General features: G+C 43.0%; 15 protein-coding genes. 6 read left to right on the forward strand and 9 right to left on the reverse strand.

The genetic code is table 11. The features are described 5' to 3' along the window. Positions 1–44 precede the first annotated feature (44 nt). Entirely contained in the window at positions 45–848 is an 804-nt protein-coding gene (locus ACR5KR_RS12600) for a DUF928 domain-containing protein (RefSeq protein WP_448266753.1), read from the forward strand. 158 nt (positions 849–1,006) lie between these two features. On the opposite strand, the gene ACR5KR_RS12605 is transcribed toward ACR5KR_RS12600, so the two are convergent. Continuing rightward, positions 1,007–3,112 (reverse strand): M3 family metallopeptidase, encoded by a 2,106-nt coding sequence (locus ACR5KR_RS12605; RefSeq protein WP_448266754.1) that lies wholly within the window; start codon positions 3,110–3,112, stop codon positions 1,007–1,009. Between the two features lie 233 nt (positions 3,113–3,345). Between ACR5KR_RS12605 and ACR5KR_RS12610 the strand changes: the two genes are divergently transcribed. Together ACR5KR_RS12610 and ACR5KR_RS12615 are read left to right on the forward strand one after the other, a co-directional pair. Continuing rightward, positions 3,346–3,573, forward strand: a complete 228-nt coding sequence (locus tag ACR5KR_RS12610) for a hypothetical protein (RefSeq protein WP_448266755.1) — start codon at positions 3,346–3,348, stop codon at positions 3,571–3,573. Positions 3,574–3,618: 45 nt separating this feature from the next. Continuing rightward, positions 3,619–4,575, forward strand: a complete 957-nt coding sequence (locus ACR5KR_RS12615) for a hypothetical protein (RefSeq protein ID WP_448266756.1) — start codon at positions 3,619–3,621, stop codon at positions 4,573–4,575. Between the two features lie 315 nt (positions 4,576–4,890). On the opposite strand, the gene ACR5KR_RS12620 is transcribed toward ACR5KR_RS12615, so the two are convergent. Next, the gene (locus ACR5KR_RS12620; protein ID WP_448266757.1) at positions 4,891–6,711 is read right to left on the reverse strand and encodes an ABC transporter ATP-binding protein; all 1,821 of its coding nucleotides are present in this window, start codon (positions 6,709–6,711) and stop codon (positions 4,891–4,893) included. Positions 6,712–6,798: 87 nt separating this feature from the next. Then, a complete protein-coding gene (locus tag ACR5KR_RS12625) occupies positions 6,799–7,599 on the reverse strand; it encodes a DUF6816 family protein (protein ID WP_448266758.1) in 801 nt (266 codons plus the stop codon). 116 nt (positions 7,600–7,715) lie between these two features. On the opposite strand from ACR5KR_RS12625, the gene ACR5KR_RS12630 reads away from it, so the two are divergent. Further along, positions 7,716–8,054: a carbon dioxide-concentrating mechanism protein CcmK gene (locus ACR5KR_RS12630; RefSeq protein ID WP_448266759.1), complete on the forward strand. Its 339-nt coding sequence runs from the start codon at positions 7,716–7,718 to the stop codon at positions 8,052–8,054. Between the two features lie 5 nt (positions 8,055–8,059). On the opposite strand, the gene ACR5KR_RS12635 is transcribed toward ACR5KR_RS12630, so the two are convergent. From ACR5KR_RS12635 to ffh, 5 genes are all read right to left on the reverse strand, one after another. After that, positions 8,060–8,464, reverse strand: a complete 405-nt coding sequence (locus tag ACR5KR_RS12635) for a ChuX/HutX family heme-like substrate-binding protein (RefSeq protein ID WP_448266760.1) — start codon at positions 8,462–8,464, stop codon at positions 8,060–8,062. Between the two features lie 174 nt (positions 8,465–8,638). Then, on the reverse strand, positions 8,639–9,592 hold the full coding sequence (locus tag ACR5KR_RS12640) for a PhoH family protein (protein ID WP_445626236.1): 954 nt from the start codon (positions 9,590–9,592) through the stop codon (positions 8,639–8,641). 352 nt (positions 9,593–9,944) lie between these two features. Then, complete coding sequence (locus tag ACR5KR_RS12645; RefSeq protein ID WP_445626235.1) at positions 9,945–10,376, reverse strand: KH domain-containing protein; 432 nt, start codon at positions 10,374–10,376, stop codon at positions 9,945–9,947. Beyond that, entirely contained in the window at positions 10,339–10,599 is a 261-nt protein-coding gene (gene rpsP, locus ACR5KR_RS12650; protein WP_292783039.1) for a 30S ribosomal protein S16, read from the reverse strand. The genes ACR5KR_RS12645 and rpsP overlap by 38 nt, the downstream gene beginning before the upstream one ends. A 218-nt stretch (positions 10,600–10,817) precedes the next feature. Beyond that, on the reverse strand, positions 10,818–12,281 hold the full coding sequence (ffh, locus tag ACR5KR_RS12655; RefSeq protein ID WP_448266761.1) for a signal recognition particle protein: 1,464 nt from the start codon (positions 12,279–12,281) through the stop codon (positions 10,818–10,820). A gap of 264 nt (positions 12,282–12,545) precedes the next feature. Here ffh and ACR5KR_RS12660 point away from each other — a divergent pair, with 264 nt between their 5' ends. Then, positions 12,546–12,914 carry a hypothetical protein gene (locus ACR5KR_RS12660; protein ID WP_445626233.1) on the forward strand — a complete coding sequence of 123 codons (369 nt, stop codon included), beginning with the start codon at positions 12,546–12,548 and terminating at the stop codon, positions 12,912–12,914. Positions 12,915–12,996: 82 nt separating this feature from the next. Continuing rightward, entirely contained in the window at positions 12,997–13,677 is a 681-nt protein-coding gene (locus ACR5KR_RS12665; RefSeq protein ID WP_448266762.1) for a 2-hydroxychromene-2-carboxylate isomerase, read from the forward strand. Between the two features lie 83 nt (positions 13,678–13,760). Here ACR5KR_RS12665 and ACR5KR_RS12670 read toward each other — a convergent pair whose 3' ends face one another. After that, entirely contained in the window at positions 13,761–16,934 is a 3,174-nt protein-coding gene (locus tag ACR5KR_RS12670) for a GAF domain-containing sensor histidine kinase (protein WP_448266763.1), read from the reverse strand. Positions 16,935–18,121: the final 1,187 nt, after the last annotated feature.

Genomic DNA, 18,121 nt, shown 5'->3' on the forward strand with positions numbered 1-18,121 from the left:
AAATCTAAAATCTAAAATCTAAAATCCTATGAGGTCAGGTTTCTATGAATTTAAATTCACAACCGATAAAACTGTTTTTAGTAGTAGCTTTTAGTTGTACAAGCTTATTAGTTAGTCTGACTCCAATACTGGCAAAAACAACTCCTAATCGCTCTGACGCTAAAACAACCCTTGCTCAAGCCACAACTTTTACTCAACCTCCAATTCCAGCTGGCTCACCTCCGGGAGGTCGCGTTCGTGGTGGAGCAAAGCGCGGGGGGCCTAGTGGATGTCCTTCACCTGAAATTGACTTGACTGCTTTAGTACCCTTTACTCAGGAAGCTAACTCAGTGATTAATGTCTGGGGACAAACAACAGTAGAACATCCAAGTTGGTTTTTCTATGTGCCATATACCAAAGATTCGCCCTATACAGTTGAATTTGTCCTGCAAGATCCAGACGCTAACGAGGTATACAAAAAAGCGATCGCTCTACCGGATAAGCCCGGAATCATCCGCGTTTCTTTGCCTAGCACTGCCCCCACTTTAGCAGTAGGCCAACAATACCGTTGGTTTTTCACCATTAACTGTGACAAAGAAAAGAATGCTCCCCCAAGTTTTGTTGAAGGGGTAATAAAACGAGTTAACCTTAGTCAAGCAACAGTCAAACAACTAGAAACGGCAGAACCTCTAAAGCGCTATGCTATCTACGCCCAAAATGGGATATGGTACGAGGCACTGACGACGTTAGCTGAACTGCGTCAAAAAAATCCTCAAGATGCAGCCCTGAAAGCAGAGTGGCGAAATTTGTTAGGCAGCATCCGCTTAGATGATGTTGCCGGAGAACCCATTGTTCCAGGAACACCTTAAACGAGGAAAAAAGAATGCAAGAAATAGACCACTTGTAGAGACGCGATTCATCGCGTCTTTACTTGACGCCAGATGTGTTGCAATCATTAATTGAATTGGTATAAGCAAAAATTTTGGTGTAGAGACGTTGCAATACAACATCTCCACAGATGTGTTACTTAGTTTGCAGCAGCACTTACTAAACCATTGTGCCTGAGCAAAGCGATCGTACTTGGTTCACGACCCCGGAAAGTTTTAAACACCTCCATTGGATGCTTGCTACCACCGAGTGCTAATACCGTATCCCGATAACGCCGACCTGTAGCTTTTATAGCTTCTTCATTTTCTAGCCCAGCTTCTTCAAAAGCGGCAAAAGCATCAGCACTAAGGACTTCAGCCCATTTATAACTGTAGTAACCTGCTGCATAGCCACCCTCAAAAATGTGCCCAAAAGAACACAATATTGAATCTTCTGGAAGTGGTGGTAAAACAGTAGTAGTCTTAGCTATGCGATGACGCACATCTGCTGGAGTTTCATTGCTGCCGGAACGATAGCGGTAGTGTAGTTCTAAATCAACACTGCTAAGGTGAATTTGCCGTAACATACCAGTACCACTCATATAATTACGCGCCGCTAGCAGCTTTTGATAATAATGCTCTGGTAGGGCTTCTCCAGTTTCGTAATGTTTAGCCATACCAAACAAAGTCGGTCGCTCATAACACCAGTTCTCCATAAACTGACTGGGTAGTTCCACTGCATCCCATTCCACATTATTGATACCTGCGGCTCCAGCATAGTCAACCTTGGTAAGCATGTGGTGCAATCCGTGACCAAACTCGTGGAACAAAGTCTCTACTTCATAGAAAGTCATCAAACTCGGCTTGCCATCTACTGGGGGAGTTTGGTTACATATCAAATAAGCCACAGGCAACCGGATGGCAGTTGCACCATTTTCAGTTTTGCCACGATTGATGCATACATCCATCCAAGCACCACCACGTTTTTCTGCTGGACGGCTATAGGGATCTAAGTAGAAATAAGCAATAGGAGAACCAGTTTCATCGGCTATTTGGAAATAACGGACATCTTCATGCCATACTGGGGCTTGACCATCGGCAGAGGTTACTGTAACACCAAATAGCCGCTTAACAAGTCCAAACAAGCCATCTAGCACTTGGGGAAGGGGAAAATAGGGACGTAATTCTTCAGCGGTAAAGGCAAATTTTGCTTCTCGTTGGCGTTCTGCCCAAAAGCTGATGTCCCAATGTTTTAAATCTTGATATTCTTCTCCATAAGATGCAGCAAAAGCTTGAAGTTCTTTTAAGTCTTTGACAGCAGCATCATAACTGGCTTGGCGTAGTTCTTCTAATAGTGCTTCGACTGCCTCAACATTAGGAGCCATTTTACTTGCAAGGCTCAACTCGGCAAAACTTTTAAAGCCAAGTATCTCTGCGAGTTCTTGCCGTAACTCCAAAATACGCACAATTAACGGGTTATTATCTAAATCGCCACTAGAAGCGCGAGTGATATGAGCTTTGTAGAGCTGTTCGCGCAAATCTCGACGGGTGCTGTGCTGCATGAAAGGGCCGTAACTGGGAAAGTCTAAAGTAATGCGCCAAGGGCCATTTTCTGGTGTGGCGTTCTCTTCTTTTGCCGCACGTGCAGCTTGAGCAGCTAAACTCACCAAACTTGGTGGTAAACCGTCAATTTCCGCTTTTGTTGTCAGGGTTAAGCTAAAGGCTTTCGTAGCATCAAGTACATGGTTAGAGAATTTAGTAGAAAGTTCTGCCAACTCCATCTGAATGGCGTTGAAACGGTCTCTGATCTCTCCTTTTAAGCCAACACCAGAAAGTTCTGCATCTCGAATGGCGGCTTCCACAATGCGCTGTTGAGCTAATTCTAAAGTTGCCCAATTATCACTGCTACGGAGTGCCTTAAAAGCATTGTAGATGGGTTGGCTTTGACCGAGTTTGTTGATAAATTGTACGACTAGTGGCTGTACGATTTCATGAGCTTCGCGCAGTTCCGGGCTATTTTTAACACCCATTAAATGATTTACCACCCCCCAACTCCAGGTAAGCCGTTCCGTCAGCTTTTCTAAGGGTTCTACTAAACCACTCCAAGTCGGCTGTACATTAGCTTCTAAAGTGGCAAGTTGCTGGTCAAGTTCTGCTAGCAGCTGATTGAAGGCGGGTACTACTCGTTCTGGTTTAATCTCTGTAAATTGAGGTAAACCAGTGCCTTGGAGTAAGGGATTATCGGAAATAATGGTACTTGCACTCATGATTTTGTGTGAACTGCGAACGAAAAAAAATCATTGTTGATTTTTATTTATATATCTTCTAATGTAACGATCGCTGTGCTATTTGGTATTGCCATTGTGGCAAAAAGCTAAAAAAAACGATAATTCCTCACAAAAGTATCCCGATACGACTATTTTGTTTAGTTTATGAACTTTGCGATCGCTTGCTCGTCGGCGCTTCGCATTGGGAACAGAGTATATTCTGATTAAAGGCGATGCCTACCCAAAAAGACGCGATCGTGTATTATGTCAAACAGGTAACTCCTCCGTCAGCATGGCCCTTACCTGAAAAGCAGAGTTTCAGCCGGAGAATTGCACGTTTTCAAGGCTCAGAAGCGTACAAATTAACTGAGCATCAGCAAGCGTCCTTAGCAAACCAAAAAGGAAGGCTCCAGATTTCCATATTTATGATATTATTTGGCAACTCATCTTTTTACTCGTAAAATCGAAGACAAGATCGAGGTCAGTAAAAAAGAGTCCCTAAATTAATGAATACGTTAATCACTCAGGGTGGAAGAGCTATCACTAAATTTCAGGTGGTAGACCGGATAAACGATATCGCTTGGCAAGCTCACCAAGGCAGCGTTGCGGCGATTATTCAGCTATTGAACGAAAAGCTAGCTCAGTCTTGTGTCAGAACTAGAGCCATTTTTTCTGATGGTGTCTTACAAATTCTGTGTGAGGCAGCTAAAGTAGAGCAACTTGAGCAATCTCCCCTGGTAGAACAAATCCAGCAAATTCTTGAGTCTATCGCCCCGCGTCACATTCGCCGTGTTAAAATCAACAGTCGGATTGTTCGAGAACAACAATTGCTATGGTTAAAAGAAATAGATAGCGATCGCGAAAATCAATTGCTTTGGTCACAGGAAATTACATTAATTCAGCCAAATGTTGTAAAGCAATTAATTAAAGATTTCACAGAAGCTCAAGCTGAACTAGGAAAACCAAATTATCCGAAAACTCAAGTTTCTCGTCCTTTAGTACTCATCAACAAAGAAAAATACAAAAATAAACCTAAAACAAAGATATTAGCAGCAGCTGGTTTATGCTCGCTGTTATTGCTTAGTTGGGTTGTTTATGCCCAGCTAGGTAATAAATTGAAAAACCTAATACAACCAGAAACTTCCAAATCTTTAACTACAGAAAACACTAACGATAGCAAAGCCCAAACATCATCTCGCGCTCCTAACAATAGCTTTTCTGAGCCTTCTGACGATCCATTTCAAATATCTGTGCGAATTGCCAACCAAGCTTCTGCATCTGGAAAAACAGCTACAACCTCAACTCAGTGGTTAGAGATTGCTGCTAAGTGGCAACGGGCTTCAGATTTAATGAGTACTGTACCACAAACCCACAGCCGTTATCAAGAAGCTAAAATTCGTACTCAACTTTATAAAAAATACAGTGAGGCGGCACAGAAAGAAGCAGATAAGAGCAAATCTTAGTTTTTTCTGATTGGAAGACTTCGATTAGTGATTAGTATTCCAGCAGTAGGGAATGGATTATTTACTTTACTTATCACGCTTCACGAAAGGGCGTAAAACTAATTTCAATGGCTAACGCTTTTCTTGGGGAATAGGAGCAAATTCCCCACTTGATAATATTAGTTATACCACCGAATAAGCGCGAAAGAGTTTTAGATAACACATATTTAATTTCTGAAGATATCTATAAAAAATCGACCTTATTGTGAATAAAGTCGATTTAATCAGGCAGATTCATTTGTGGGGCCAATCAAAAATCCAAAATGTGTATGTCCCCTAACTCAGGAGTTCTCCTGTTTCTTGTAGGGAGTGCAAGCGGCGGTAAATACCCTCGTGACGCAAGAGTTCATCGTGGCTACCCATTTCTACAATCTTTCCTTGCTCTAGAACGACAATTTTATCAGCTTCCCGGACTGTGCTTAAACGGTGGGCAATAACAATGGTGGTGCAAGTGCCTTGAATCGATCGCATCGCTAGCTGAATTGAACGCTCAGACTCATAATCTAAACTAGAGGTAGCTTCGTCAAAAACCAGCACGTCTGGTTCCACTAACAACGCTCTAGCAATTCCCAAACGTTGTCTTTGTCCTCCAGATAACCTGACACCTCGTTCTCCCACGACAGTGTAATAACCTTTGGGTAAGTGCTGCACTACTTCATCGACTCTGGCAATTCTACAGGCTTCCTGAACCTGCTCGAAAGTGGCATTTGGTCTGCCGTAGGTGAGGTTATCCAAGATAGTACCGTTGAAAACGTCTACTTCTTGGTGAACGATCGCTAGCCTTCGTCTATACTTACCCACATCCAAAGTGCGAATATCTTGACCATCAATCAGAATTTGACCTGCTTGAGGTTCAAAATATCGCAACAGCAATTTCACTAAAGTAGACTTACCAGAACCGGAACGCCCCACTAATGCTACTGTTTGGTATGGCTCAATCAACAAGTTAATATCTTGCAAAACTTGACGGTTGGCATCATATCCAAAACTAATATGAGATAACTCAACTTTTCCAGTAAATTTATAAGGTGATTCTGTCTGGTAGCTTTCTTCTAAAAGACTAGCTGAATCGGATGCAGTTGGCTCTTGGAGAAATTCGTGAAACCGCAGCATAGAAGAATAACGACGGGCAAAAACTTCTGCCAAGCTACCAATAGGTTCTAATTCGGCATAAGCCATGCTAGAAAGAGTTAAGGTCATGACAAAGTGACCGAGAGAAATTTTCCCATTTACTGTTGCTGCTAAAGTCAAACCCAGAATTGTAAACACACAAAACTGAATTACGGTTCTTTGCCAAGTACCCAATATCGTATAACCTTTGTGGATGCGATAATCAAGCACCGTTAATTCTCGATCCAAACGTTGCTTTTGCCGCTTCAGTTCCCTAGCTTCTGTAGCAAATGCTTTTACCGTTTTGATATTGGTGATTAATTCGGAAGTGCGACTTTCGGTGTCCTCTGCATACTTATCCAGACGACTTTCGTACCTAATGAGCTGTTGTAAACTCCTCAAGCTGAAGCTGAGAATAATTACAAAGGAAATTAGATATAAAATTGCAATCCGCCACTCAATGAACAAGATAAACACAAAAATACCCAGCACACGAGCCAATTTAGGAATCAACTGTCCGGTAACTTCGGGATATACCCAAGTGTGGTTAGCAACACCTCTAGCTACTCTGCCGGCAATGCGTCCAGGGTTATTTTCATCATAAAATTCTAGTGGCAGAGTCAGAACTTTAGCGATCGCTGTTTCGTTTTTTTCTCGACGCGACCTGAAAGCTATATCCCAATGAAACCAATTGGTTAACCAGGGTTGTGTTGGCGCTCTCACTACAGTGACAACGAAAATTAAACCCAGTAATACACCCAAAGATAGAGTTTTATTAACTGGGTAATTGGTAATGTCCGAAAAAGTTGCGATCGCACTTTGAAGTGGTTTGTCCAAGGGTTGAGCAGACAAAACGTTTAATATCTGCCCGATCGCATAAGGAACAACCAAATCAATAATTTCGTAAACGCTGGATGCTGTAATACTGAAAACACTCACTTTCCAGTAAGAGCGAAAGTAATTGACAATATCTTGAAATTTGGCCATGATGCACACCGTCCAAGAGCGCGATCGAAAACTTGGAATTTATATACTACAACTGTATTACAAAGCGATCAAGAGATAGATGACAAATCACTCTTTGGGAGTAGTTGGTAGCTCTTGAGGGAAAAATTCGAGGCGATAGCGATAGAGAGCAACTGGTCGAGAACCAGCTTTAAAGTAATCTGGATCTTGGGGTGAAAGATAGACAGCAGTAACTTGATCTGCTTCAATCGCCGGATTAGATGTTGAAACTTGATGATAAGCCGTAGTCGATTCTACAGAGTTTAAATAGGGGCGCGAACCGCCTTTAAATAGTTGTTGAAACACTTCTGTGGTGATGAACTTGCCATCAGGAGTAGTTTCTGTAGCACGTGCAGTCACAATAGAAACTAGTTGGCGACTGCTACGCAAGAACGTAATTTGACGATTAGGTGAATCTGGATCTACTTTGACTGATAACACTGCTTTATCCCCTAAATAAGCTCTTGCCAAATTCAAGCTATTAAACGCTCTATCCGCTACTAAAATTGGGGATTTGTAACCTATCTGAGGAAGTATTTTTAATCCAGAAATAGATGGTTGCTGTTTCACAAATCTTACTACAAAACTCACAGGTTGATTTAATTGTCGGCGATTACCTTCAAATCCTGGAGTTACAATCTCTGGTGCTAAAGGCGCAGCTAAATCTACTAAGGTACTTGTAACTTTCCAAGTTCCAGCCATCCATTCAGGGTAAACTAAATCACCTGAAGCCGGTTGCACTGAAGTTAGTTTTTCCCATTGGGGAAAATTTGCTAACCTTTGAGACAACTCTCCTGCAAAAGCTTCACCACCCCACAGAAGGAATAAAAACAGCAAGCAAAAACTCCAAATTACCTTCATTACAAGCATTAGCAGTTTTGTATTTAATGGTTATTGTTTATCGATTAAAAATTAAATAATTTTCTGTAATAAATTAAAACTTTGTAGTGAGATAATTAGCCCTATCCCGAATTTATAGTGATAGCATGACATTGGCATTAGGCATGATTGAAGTTTATGGCGTTCCCACAGCAGTGGAAGTGGGAGATGCTATGTGTAAAGCTGCCCGTGTAACCCTTGTTGGTTATGAAAACACTGATTTGGGACGAATTACTGTTTTAATTCGAGGAGCTATAGGCGAGGTGAATGTAGCAGTGACAGCAGGATTAAAGGCGGTGCTGCGAGTTAACGGTGGCGAGGTACTTTCTAATCACATTATTCCCAGCCCTCACGAAAATTTAGAATATGTTTTACCGATTCATCGCAGCGTTAATATCGAGCAGTTCAGTGCAGATATCCGATTTCCTCCACCCCTATCAGTTTAGCTGTATTAAATTTCTGCTGGTAAAGGTTGCCAAACTTCCCCATACTTCTCTTTTAAAGTTTCCCAAGCTTCCACTTGTCCTAGTTCATATTCTCCTGGTTTACCCCATTGTAAAAAGAGGCTTAAAGCATACTCCTGTTTATCATCTAAAAACCGAATGGCATAGGTTGTAAAGTTACCTCTTTTCGCTTCACCTGTTTCAAATTTCACCTGAGTGATTTTATCCATATTCAAGTGAAACTCAAAGCCTTCGGTGTGCATATTCGCATACTTACCTTTAGGTAATTCTGCATAAAATAATTTTTCTATTTTGCCTCGTGCTTCTAATACAGCAGCGCTGCTAGTCACAATTAAACGCAAAGTTCCCAAAGTCTCGCAAGCTTCTAAAAATTCTTTTAATGTTGTAGTCATTTGTCATTTGTCACTTGTACTGAGCGAAGTCGAAGTCGAAGTATTTGTCATTTGTCATTTGTCATTTGTCACTTGTACTGAGCGAAGTCGTTGGCGCAGCCTCTCGTAGAGAAGTATTTGTCATTTGTCATTTCTTAATTTTTTTACTAATGACCAATGACCAATGACTAATGACTATTTTTCATATTGTTCATAAGCAGCAACAATACGCTGAACTAGAGGATGGCGTACAACATCTCTTTGGGAAAATTCACAAAAGGCAATACCTTCAACGTGTTTTAAAATTTGTAAAGCCACTCCTAAACCTGATTGTTGGTGAAGTGGTAAATCAGTTTGTGTCATGTCGCCTGTAATCACCATCCGCGAACGGAAACCCAAACGAGTCAAAACCATTTTCATCTGGGCAGGTGTAGTATTTTGAGCTTCATCTACAATTACAAAGGCGTTATTGAGGGTGCGTCCCCGCATATAGGCCAGTGGTGCGACTTCAATCACACCGCGTTCCATTAAACTAGGTACTTTTTCTGGATCGATGAATTCATAAATAGCATCGTAAAGTGGGCGAAGATAGGGATTAACTTTCTGTTGTAAGTCTCCAGGCAAAAAACCGAGTTTTTCACCAGCTTCGACGGCAGGGCGAGTTAAGATTAGCTTTTCAAATTGGTTAGCAAGGAGTGCTTGGACAGCAACAACAACAGCGAGATAAGTCTTGCCGGTACCAGCAGGGCCAATGCCAAAGGTGAGATCGCGTTTGCGGAGTGCGTCAATATATTGGCGCTGGCGGAAGGTTTTGGCACGGACTTCTTCACCCCGGCGACTTTTGGCGAGGACATTTCGCTGTAAATCTTGCAGTTCCCCTTGCCGATCGCTATCTATGGCTTGACGGGCTGTTAAAATATCCGCACTGGAAATAGTATTGCCTTTAATCCAGAGGTCTTCAAGCGATCGCACTAATCGAGAGGCCAAATCAATTTGCTTTTCAGTACCAGAAATCACTAATTCCTGTCCGCGTAGTACTAAAGCGGCTCCTGTTTGCCGAGATAGGATTTTGAGATTTTCTTCTCCATCTCCAGCGAGAGCGATCGCACTGGTAATATTCGGCAGCTGAATTGTTAAGGCACCTGCCATAGTATTTCTTAATTGGTGAGGATCTGTATTTGACAAAGGTTAATTTTTCTCGCTAACGGCGAAATTATGCTTTTATTACCTACATTGTGAAAAAGATTTGCAACAGATTAATCGTCCGTAGGGGCGTACAGCTTGCCCGCATCCCCTAACCCCTTCTCCCATGTTGGGAGAAGGGGAACTGGAGAATTTACTCCCCTCTTCCAACATGGGAGAGGGGCTGGGGGTGAGGGCATAGCCCCTACTGGTGAAGAGTTCAAAAAAAGATTTAAAAATCTTTTTGTTACTTTCCATTTTTATAAAAATTCTGAGCGGAGGTAACAACAACCGCTCAGATTTACTCTCTGGTTTCAACCTAGCGGAGGCGTGGTTTAACAATGGGTTTAGGCCCATCATTTCGCGGTTCTCTCTTAGTCGGCGGTGGCGATCGCTCTTCTGTCTCTTCATCAAAAGACATACCCTCGCGGCCCGGCGTGGTGCTGCCGTAGATATCCAGGTATATTGATTGCCCAGCTGCGGCTGCGGCTGCGGCAATTACTGTACGAATCGCCTGAATATTGCGTCCCCCTCGACCAAACACTTTTCCTTTATCTGTGCTTTCAAAGGCGATGCGAACCCAAACCCGATTGAGGGTCTGAGAAATTTCACAATCGACGCTTAATGTTTCTGGAGATTCCAAAAACGGTTGTACCAAAAACCGAACCAGCTCAACATAGTTGGGGCTAGCTGTTGGGAGTTTTGTTTTCAAATTATGATGCGGCTGTTGCACTGACCTGCTCAAAAACATTAGCTTTTACTAGAATGCGACGAACGGTGTCAGTAGGTTGAGCGCCTTGTTGTAGTCGCTTGACGATGGCGGGAACGTCTAGTCGCACTTCATCAGTTCTGGGGTTATAAAATCCCAATTCTTCTAAGGGACGGCCATCGCGGCGAGCAAGGTTGTTAATAGCGACAATGCGGTAACTTGCTTCCCGCTTTTTACCGAATCGTTTCAAGCGCAGTTTGATCATGGTTGAAGAATCATTCTCCTGTAGTTAGATATTAGTTAGCAACTAATTGGTGAGGAAGTAACCTAAATTTGGCTGCTGCCGAGAAATTAAGGGTTAGTTTCCTCTGCTAATAAATTCTGAGGTCGAAATGCTAATTTTAGCACTGCCTAGCATTTGCTGCTATTTGTCATTAGTCCTTTGTCATTTGTCCTTTGTTATTGGTTATTAATGACGAATGACTAAAGATTGCCAAAGCCTTTTTTCTTTTTATCTTTGGGTTTTTTCTTTTTTGTGGCTGAGGCACCATCATACCCTCGCCATCCGGGGGCTGCGGGACGATTACCAGCACCAGCGAAGGCGTTGCCTATGCCGCCACCGCCGAACATTCCCGGCATTCCAGGGAAGCTACCTTGACCCATTTGCTGCATGAGCGATCGCATTTTTTGGAAATCACCCACCAGTTTGCTGACATCTGACTCTCTATAGCCTGAGCCAGCAGCAATCCGCCGCCGCCGACTGGGAGAACTGGCTAATAAATCGGGGTCGTGGCGTTCTTGGCGAGTCATGGAGTTAATCATCGCCTCACAGCGCTTTAACTGGGTTTCTCCCTGCTTGAGTTGATCGTCTGAAAGCTTGTTCATCCCTGGAATCATCTTGATCAAGCCTCCCAGAGAACCCATGTTCTTTAGCATCCGCAACTGCTTGAGAAAGTCAGTAAAGTCAAACTTCGCTGACAAAATTTTCTCCTGCATTTTCTCAGCGTCGGCTAAGTCAAACTCTTCTTGGGCTTTTTCTACCAAAGTGAGAACATCGCCCATACCGAGAATCCGCGATGCCATGCGATCGGGATAAAACGGTTGCAGTGCCTCGACTTTTTCACCCACACCCACAAATTTAATCGGCGCTCCCGAAATCTTTCGCACTGAAAGCGCTGCACCGCCACGGCTATCACCATCTAATTTGGTGAGAATCGCTCCAGTAATTCCAATCTGTTCGTGGAAGGTGCGGGTAAGATTGGCTGCTTCTTGACCAGTCATCGCGTCCACCACCAACAGAGTTTCATCGGGTTGGACGGTTGCTTTGATGCGGGCTAATTCCGCCATCATATCCTCGTCAATTTGCAGGCGTCCAGCAGTATCAATAATTACTGTGTTGACACCTTCTGCCCTGGCGCGTTCTACACCTTGCCTTGCAATTTCTACGGGATCGGCGTCGCTTCCTAGTTCAAATACTGGTACGTCAATTTGCTTACCCAACGTTATCAACTGATCGATCGCTGCTGGGCGATATACGTCTGTCGCCACCAACAAGCAGCTACGCTCTAATTTTCTCAAATGTAAGGCTAACTTAGCGGTAGCTGTGGTTTTACCAGTACCTTGCAACCCAGCCATTAACACGATGGTAGGCTGTTCCTGGGCTTCTGCGATGGGAACATTTTCTTCTCCCATCACCTGCACCAGCTCATCATGAACAATTTTGATGAACTGTTGGTCAGGTCGCACGCCGGTAATCACCTCGGCTCCTTGTGCCTTGGCTTCGACTTCGCTAATAAAATCTTTGACTACCTGGAGATTGACATCTGCTTCCAACAGGGCGCGGCGCACTTCGCGCAATGCATCTTGAATGTTGGATTGAGAAATTTTGTCCTGTCCCCGCAGTTTTTTCCAGGCGGCTTCTAAACGGTCAGATAATGCATCAAACATAATGTAATTACAGGTAGTTCGCCAATGTGGAACTCTAAACCGCCGATGAATGCGATCGCGAATTTCCGCTAAAGTTTTAACGTGCTATCTACCAGCTTAGTATTTTTCACCGCGACTGTAGCAATCAGATACCTTCCTTTATTGAACTGGCAAACTGTCCTTTAGGTGGAAATTTTGATTTTTTCAAAGGGAAAATGCCAACACTACAGATGAAGTAAGTACTTTAGTGTGAATAGTTAAGAAAGTGTAGGAGAGCAAAAATATATGAAAGAATATAGAGCATATATGTGTGATTTTGGGCATCAGTGGACTCTTTTCAAGGATAAACAAGACCCTGAAGATGAAGGAGACTGTGTATGCTCAGAAGGTCATCCCGCAGTAACACTGAGCAAGCAACCAGCACTTGATGATGTTCAAATAACTTTTAGACCAGCAGGTAGAGTAGTAGATACAGTCAAAAAGCAGGTTCATGGACGAGGTAAATACTACATAGTAATCTCCAACTTAGCAGGCACACAAGAGAGAGTTTCAAAAAAAGTATATTCTTGGGAAGAGATATATCAAATTAGTAAAAGGTTTGATAAGCGTTCATTTGAATGGGCATTAAATTACTGGGAAAGTCTTTCTCTTTGACTTGATTTTAGGTATAATTGACAAGCTTCAGCAAAAATAAATTCAAAAATTATTTATGAGTTAGGTAGCTACGGTAGCCAAGATGTCGCAGCGAATCAAAGTATACTCATACTCGATATACCACTCGTCAAATTCATATATTGGTATTGCTCTTGCCGAAAAAGCTTTGCAGGGTTTACCTGTTGATATTGAACGACGACCAATTTACATACCGAAGGAGCGCGGGATAAAGGTAGCCGATCTCCAAGGACGAAGTGAAACCGCCGTGTTATCGTCCTATCACAAAGAAGATTGTCTGCGGTGGGCGAAAAAGTACGGCATTGAAATTCGGCTCAAGGAGTTTGAAGAATTTGGTAGATGGGTCAAGCGCTGGGAGAAAATGAAGTTTGGTCGTGAAGAACTTCCCGCGAGAGCCTATTACGCTGCTTGTGGAACAGGGAAGGAGCATCTGCTTGATGCCGCATTCTTTCGAGCGACGTACATCGATCAACTTGATGTCAACGATGAGTCTGTGATTAAGAAAGTTGCAAATGATGTTGGGTTGAATGGCGATCGCATTCTTGAATTAATCCACGGCGAAGCAGCAAAACTTGCAGCAGTGGCAGCTTTGGCAGAATACGAACAGTTTGGCTGTCCCGGAGTGCCGACTTGGGTAGTCGAAGGTGAGAGGTTTTGGGGAAAGGATCGTGTTGATTGGGTAACAGAAAAGGTAAAACAATTATGTAATAATGCTGTTACTAAAACAGTAGTGAGTGCCGAGTAAAAAAGTGATAATTTTTCAGATGAATGCGTAAAAATCATCACTTTGCCTCTATACTTATTCCTGGTTTGATCCGTTGACTTTAGCTACTGTTTTTTATTTGTTACCTGACGGATCGGCAACTCAATCACAAAGTCTGTACCTTTGCCAAGTTCAGATTGACAGTATATTTTACCGTTGTGTTTTTCTGTAACTATTTGATAGCTGATAGACAGTCCCAAACCTGTACCTTTACCGACAACCTTAGTAGTAAAAAATGGATCGAACAGTCGAGAGAGGACTTTTTCATCTATGCCAAGTCCGTTGTCGGCGATGCGAATGACAATCCAATCTTTATTGAGCAAGGAGGTAGAAATTCGGATTTTGCACGGGTTTTTTGCCAGTGCTTCAGAAGATTCCTTTGTGGTTCGTTCTTCTAGAGCATCAATGGCATTGGAAAGCAAATTCATAAATACCTGATTCAACTGACCGGGATAGCATTCTATTAGAGGTAAAGTACCATAATCTTTGCTCACATGAATGGTGAGACTATCAGCTGAGGACTTCAAACGGTTTTGTAAAATCATTAATGTACTGTCGATGCCTTCGTGAATATTTGCTGGTTTGAAGTCAGCTTCGTCTAGGCGCGAGAAGTTCCGCAAAGATGTGACAATTTCCCGAATGCGTTCAGTGCCGACCTGCATGGACTGGAATAATTGAGGTAAATCCTCGACCAAATACGCTATTTCGGCTTTTTTGAAGAACTCTTGGATTTCTGGTGCGGCATCAGGATAATGATGCCAATAAAGTTGCACATAGCGAAGCAATTCTTGCGTGTATTGATGAGCGTGTTCTAAGTTGCCGTGGATAAAATTAATCGGGTTATTAATTTCATGGGCAACTCCCGCCACCAATTGCCCCAAACTGGCCATTTTTTCAGCGTGGATAATTTGCATTTGGGCAGTACGCAGTTCATTCAGTGCTTGGGCGAGTTGATTCGCTTCTTCACGAGTTTGACCCAGCAAACTGGATTGTTGAAATAAATTGGCTTGACGCAGTGCTACGCTGAGTTGAGCCGCCACTTGGGTGACAAATTCCAATTCCGCTTCTTCCCAATGACGTGTATGGGTGCATTGGTGAATGCACAACAACCCCCACAGTTCATCCCCTTCCATCAATGGCACAATAATCTGTGCTTTGACTTGGAATCGCTCAATTATATCCAGATGAGGTACTTTGGAGCCAACGCTGTTGACATCAGATATTACTTGCACTTGCCCTTGGCGATATTGCGGTGCATATTGATCGCCAAAGCAATAGTCTTGCACCTTCACGGCGAGGGCAGAATCGAACTTGGGTAAGACATCTTCAGCAATAAATTCACCGCTGCAAAAACCGACATTCGGATCGAAGCGGAAAATGCCAACTCGATCTGTATTTAGCGATCGCCTAACTTCCTGTACTGTAGTCTTAAGGATCGTCTCTAAATCCAAAGATTCCCGAATTTTGACGACTAAATCAAATAAAATTCGGCGCTGTTCAGCCGATTGTTGCAGTTCATCAGCGCGAGTTTGAATTTGAGTCACCATTTGAGAACTTTGCAGTGCCACTCCTAGTTGGCTAGCAACCTGTCCCAAAAATTCCACTTCCACACTATCCCACTGGCGCGGTGCGGAATGCTGATAGGCAGCTAACAATCCCCACAAATTCCGTCCTACAAAAATTGGGGTTAACGCATAAGCGCGAATTTTGAACTGCTCCAAAATATCGAGATGACAGCGCGAGTGTCCAGCTTGATAAATATCCTCTACAGCAAAATTTTCGTTGTTGCGGTAGCGTCCGCCTTTGGTTTCTTGAAGGTGAGTATCTTCCCAAACGAGATTTTTGCCAAAGGGATTGATACTGTCCCAGTGTGCCTCAACCATACCGAAATTACTGACGAATTCGCCACTCCAGTCTTGATTGAAGCGATAAACGCCAACCCGCTCAACTCGTAGCAGTTTACATACTTCTTGGCAAGTAGTTTTTAGAATTAAATCAATATTTAAAGAGGAGCGAATTTTACCGACTACTTCAGTTAATGCTCGTTGTCGAGCAAGCGAATCTTGTAGGGCAGAAGCCTGTTGTTTCGACTGAGCTAAATTCTCGGCTTGCTGAATCGCGACTCCCAATTGTGCCCCTACTTGTCCGAGAAACTCCACTTCGTAATTTGCCCATTGGCGCGGCCCGGAGTGTTGATAGGCTGCTATCAGTCCCCACAGTTTTGGGCCGATGAAGATGGGTGCTAAGGTATATGCCCGAATCTTAAATTGCTCCAAAATATCGATATGACAACGCGAGTGTCCGGCTTGGTAGATGTCGTTGACAACAAAACTCTCGTTATTGCGGTAGCGTCCACCTTTCGTTTCTTGGAGGTGGGTATCTTCCCAAACGAGATTTTTGCCAAAAGGATTGATTCTATCCCACTGCGCCTCTACCATCCCGAATTGGCTGACAAATTCACCGCTCCAATCTTCATTAAAGCGGTAAATTGCTGCCCGCTCTAACTTCAGGAGTTTGCAAAGTTCTTGACAGGCAGTATCTAGAATAATTTCGGTATTTACAGAGGAGCGAATATTTCCTACCACTTCCGTCAAAGCCCGTTGCCGCGCGATCGCATCTTGCAGTTCTGCTGTGCGTTGTTTGGTTTGTTCTAGGGTTTCTGTCTGCTGCATTGCCACACCAAGATGGCTGGCAGCTTGAGCGAAAAATTCAACTTCGTGAGGATACCATTGCCGAGGAGCGGAGTGTTGATAGGCTGCCAGCATTCCCCACAATTTTGGCCCGATGAAGATGGGTGCGATCGCATACGCCCGAATCTGAAACTGTTCTAATACTTCAATATGACAACGAGCGTGCCCTGCATCGTAAATATCAGCTACAGCAAACGGCTCATTTTTGCGATATCGCCCTCCCTGAGTTTCTTGCAAATGTGAATCTTCCCAAACTAAATCCTGTCCAAAGGCAGTCAATGCATCCCAAGGATGTTCTGCAAAGCCAAAACGATTGAGAAAACTACCGCTCCAATCTTCATTGAAACGGTAGATTGCAACTCGCTCAATCTTCAATTGCCGACAAATATCTTGACAAGAAGTCGAACAGAGAGATTCTATATTTACAGATGCGCGAATCTTAGCCAGAATCCTCGCCAATATTTTTTGATATTGAACCGTTAGCTGTAGCTGTTTGTGACACTCTTGCCGATCTAAGTGGTTCGACGCTTCATAACTGTTCGTTGTCATAAATTATAAATAAAATAGACTACCTATTTTCAGTATTCCCTTGTTTATTTGTAATTGCTCAACTAGTCTTAGTTATTGGAGAGTCTTGATTACTTTTAGTTTACTGTGCGTTTTTTAGTTTCTGGATTTTCTTTCATAGCTTTACTATCAAGGCTTCTTTTGCCTCGTTGATAGTTGTTTGAGGTCAGGCAGTTTTTCTATTTATTCAGTTAATCTCTATTTCGGCCTCTTGTTAAGAGTGTCGAGCAATTACAAAATCAATTCATCATTAATTTTGGGTGGAGAGCCGTCTAACTTCAATTATGAAAAATAGAAAAATGATAAGTATTTTTATTCAGAAACACTGGAATTTATCCGTAGTGTAAAAATTACATAAAGAACTCATCTTGATTGCGTCAAAAAGCTCAGTATAATTCAAAGAGTCTTTTTGCTCTTGCCTTTTGCCTAAAAAATCAAGTTAGTTCTCCAAATCAAAATGGATTCCTATATTTCTCTCTTACTAGCAACATAATTCAAAATATAGAGCAATACGCTTGGGTTACAGCTATTTTCAGGTAAATAGACCACGCGGTAGGGGCACAGCAATGCCAATGCTCATAGGTGTGAACTTAACGCCAAACCGCTTGTCCGCCGGGAATTGAAATTCCCGTCTCATCGCTAAAGTCATCTGAAGATGACTAAATATCGCCAAAAATCTCCAGTCTACTGAAGTAGACTTAAGCTAAAAGCCAGAAAATTTATTGCCGGGTGGGCATGGAAGCCAACAGATAAGCCAATACAGTTCAGTTAAGAAAAATTGTAGGTTGGGTGAAGCAAAGCGCAACCCAACAAAGCTATGAAAATGTTGGGTTTCGTTCCTCAAACGCCACGTGCTACAAGTCGGCATAGCCGCCCAACGCAGTGGCTCCCCAACCTACACAACTTAAGTTTTTTGGCGCTAACTGAACTGTATTGACCTATATTGCAACCTACTGGCGTGGCAAGGCTAAAATAACGTGAGTTCGATGAACCTCTCCCGGACAACCTCCCTCTCCCACAGGGAAAGGGAGGAGCAACGAGAAATTAGGGTTTTGGCTCCCCTCTGGGTGTCCAAGAGGGGTTGGGAGAGAGGTCAAAAAAGGGCTTGTCGAACTCACGTTAAAATAGTGCATAAAATTTAGCTCTTGTGGGGTGGGCATCTTGCCCGC

It is taken from the genome of Nostoc sp. DSM 114159 (genome assembly GCF_053470285.1).

Bases quoted from the DNA above. Each gene is read 5' to 3' on its own strand.
- ACR5KR_RS12625 (WP_448266758.1), bottom strand. From the start codon at position 7,599: ATGCTTGTAATGAAGGTAATTTGGAGTTTTTGCTTGCTGTTTTTATTC.
- ACR5KR_RS12670 (WP_448266763.1), bottom strand. From the start codon at position 16,934: ATGACAACGAACAGTTATGAAGCGTCGAACCACTTAGATCGGCAAGAG.
- rpsP (WP_292783039.1), bottom strand. From the start codon at position 10,599: ATGATCAAACTGCGCTTGAAACGATTCGGTAAAAAGCGGGAAGCAAGT.
- ACR5KR_RS12630 (WP_448266759.1), top strand. From the start codon at position 7,716: ATGACATTGGCATTAGGCATGATTGAAGTTTATGGCGTTCCCACAGCA.
- ACR5KR_RS12635 (WP_448266760.1), bottom strand. From the start codon at position 8,464: ATGACTACAACATTAAAAGAATTTTTAGAAGCTTGCGAGACTTTGGGA.
- ACR5KR_RS12665 (WP_448266762.1), top strand. From the start codon at position 12,997: ATGTCGCAGCGAATCAAAGTATACTCATACTCGATATACCACTCGTCA.
- ACR5KR_RS12660 (WP_445626233.1), top strand. From the start codon at position 12,546: ATGAAAGAATATAGAGCATATATGTGTGATTTTGGGCATCAGTGGACT.
- ACR5KR_RS12615 (WP_448266756.1), top strand. From the start codon at position 3,619: ATGAATACGTTAATCACTCAGGGTGGAAGAGCTATCACTAAATTTCAG.
- ffh (WP_448266761.1), bottom strand. From the start codon at position 12,281: ATGTTTGATGCATTATCTGACCGTTTAGAAGCCGCCTGGAAAAAACTG.
- ACR5KR_RS12640 (WP_445626236.1), bottom strand. From the start codon at position 9,592: ATGGCAGGTGCCTTAACAATTCAGCTGCCGAATATTACCAGTGCGATC.
- ACR5KR_RS12620 (WP_448266757.1), bottom strand. From the start codon at position 6,711: ATGGCCAAATTTCAAGATATTGTCAATTACTTTCGCTCTTACTGGAAA.
- ACR5KR_RS12600 (WP_448266753.1), top strand. From the start codon at position 45: ATGAATTTAAATTCACAACCGATAAAACTGTTTTTAGTAGTAGCTTTT.
- ACR5KR_RS12605 (WP_448266754.1), bottom strand. From the start codon at position 3,112: ATGAGTGCAAGTACCATTATTTCCGATAATCCCTTACTCCAAGGCACT.
- ACR5KR_RS12645 (WP_445626235.1), bottom strand. From the start codon at position 10,376: ATGTTTTTGAGCAGGTCAGTGCAACAGCCGCATCATAATTTGAAAACA.
- ACR5KR_RS12610 (WP_448266755.1), top strand. From the start codon at position 3,346: ATGCCTACCCAAAAAGACGCGATCGTGTATTATGTCAAACAGGTAACT.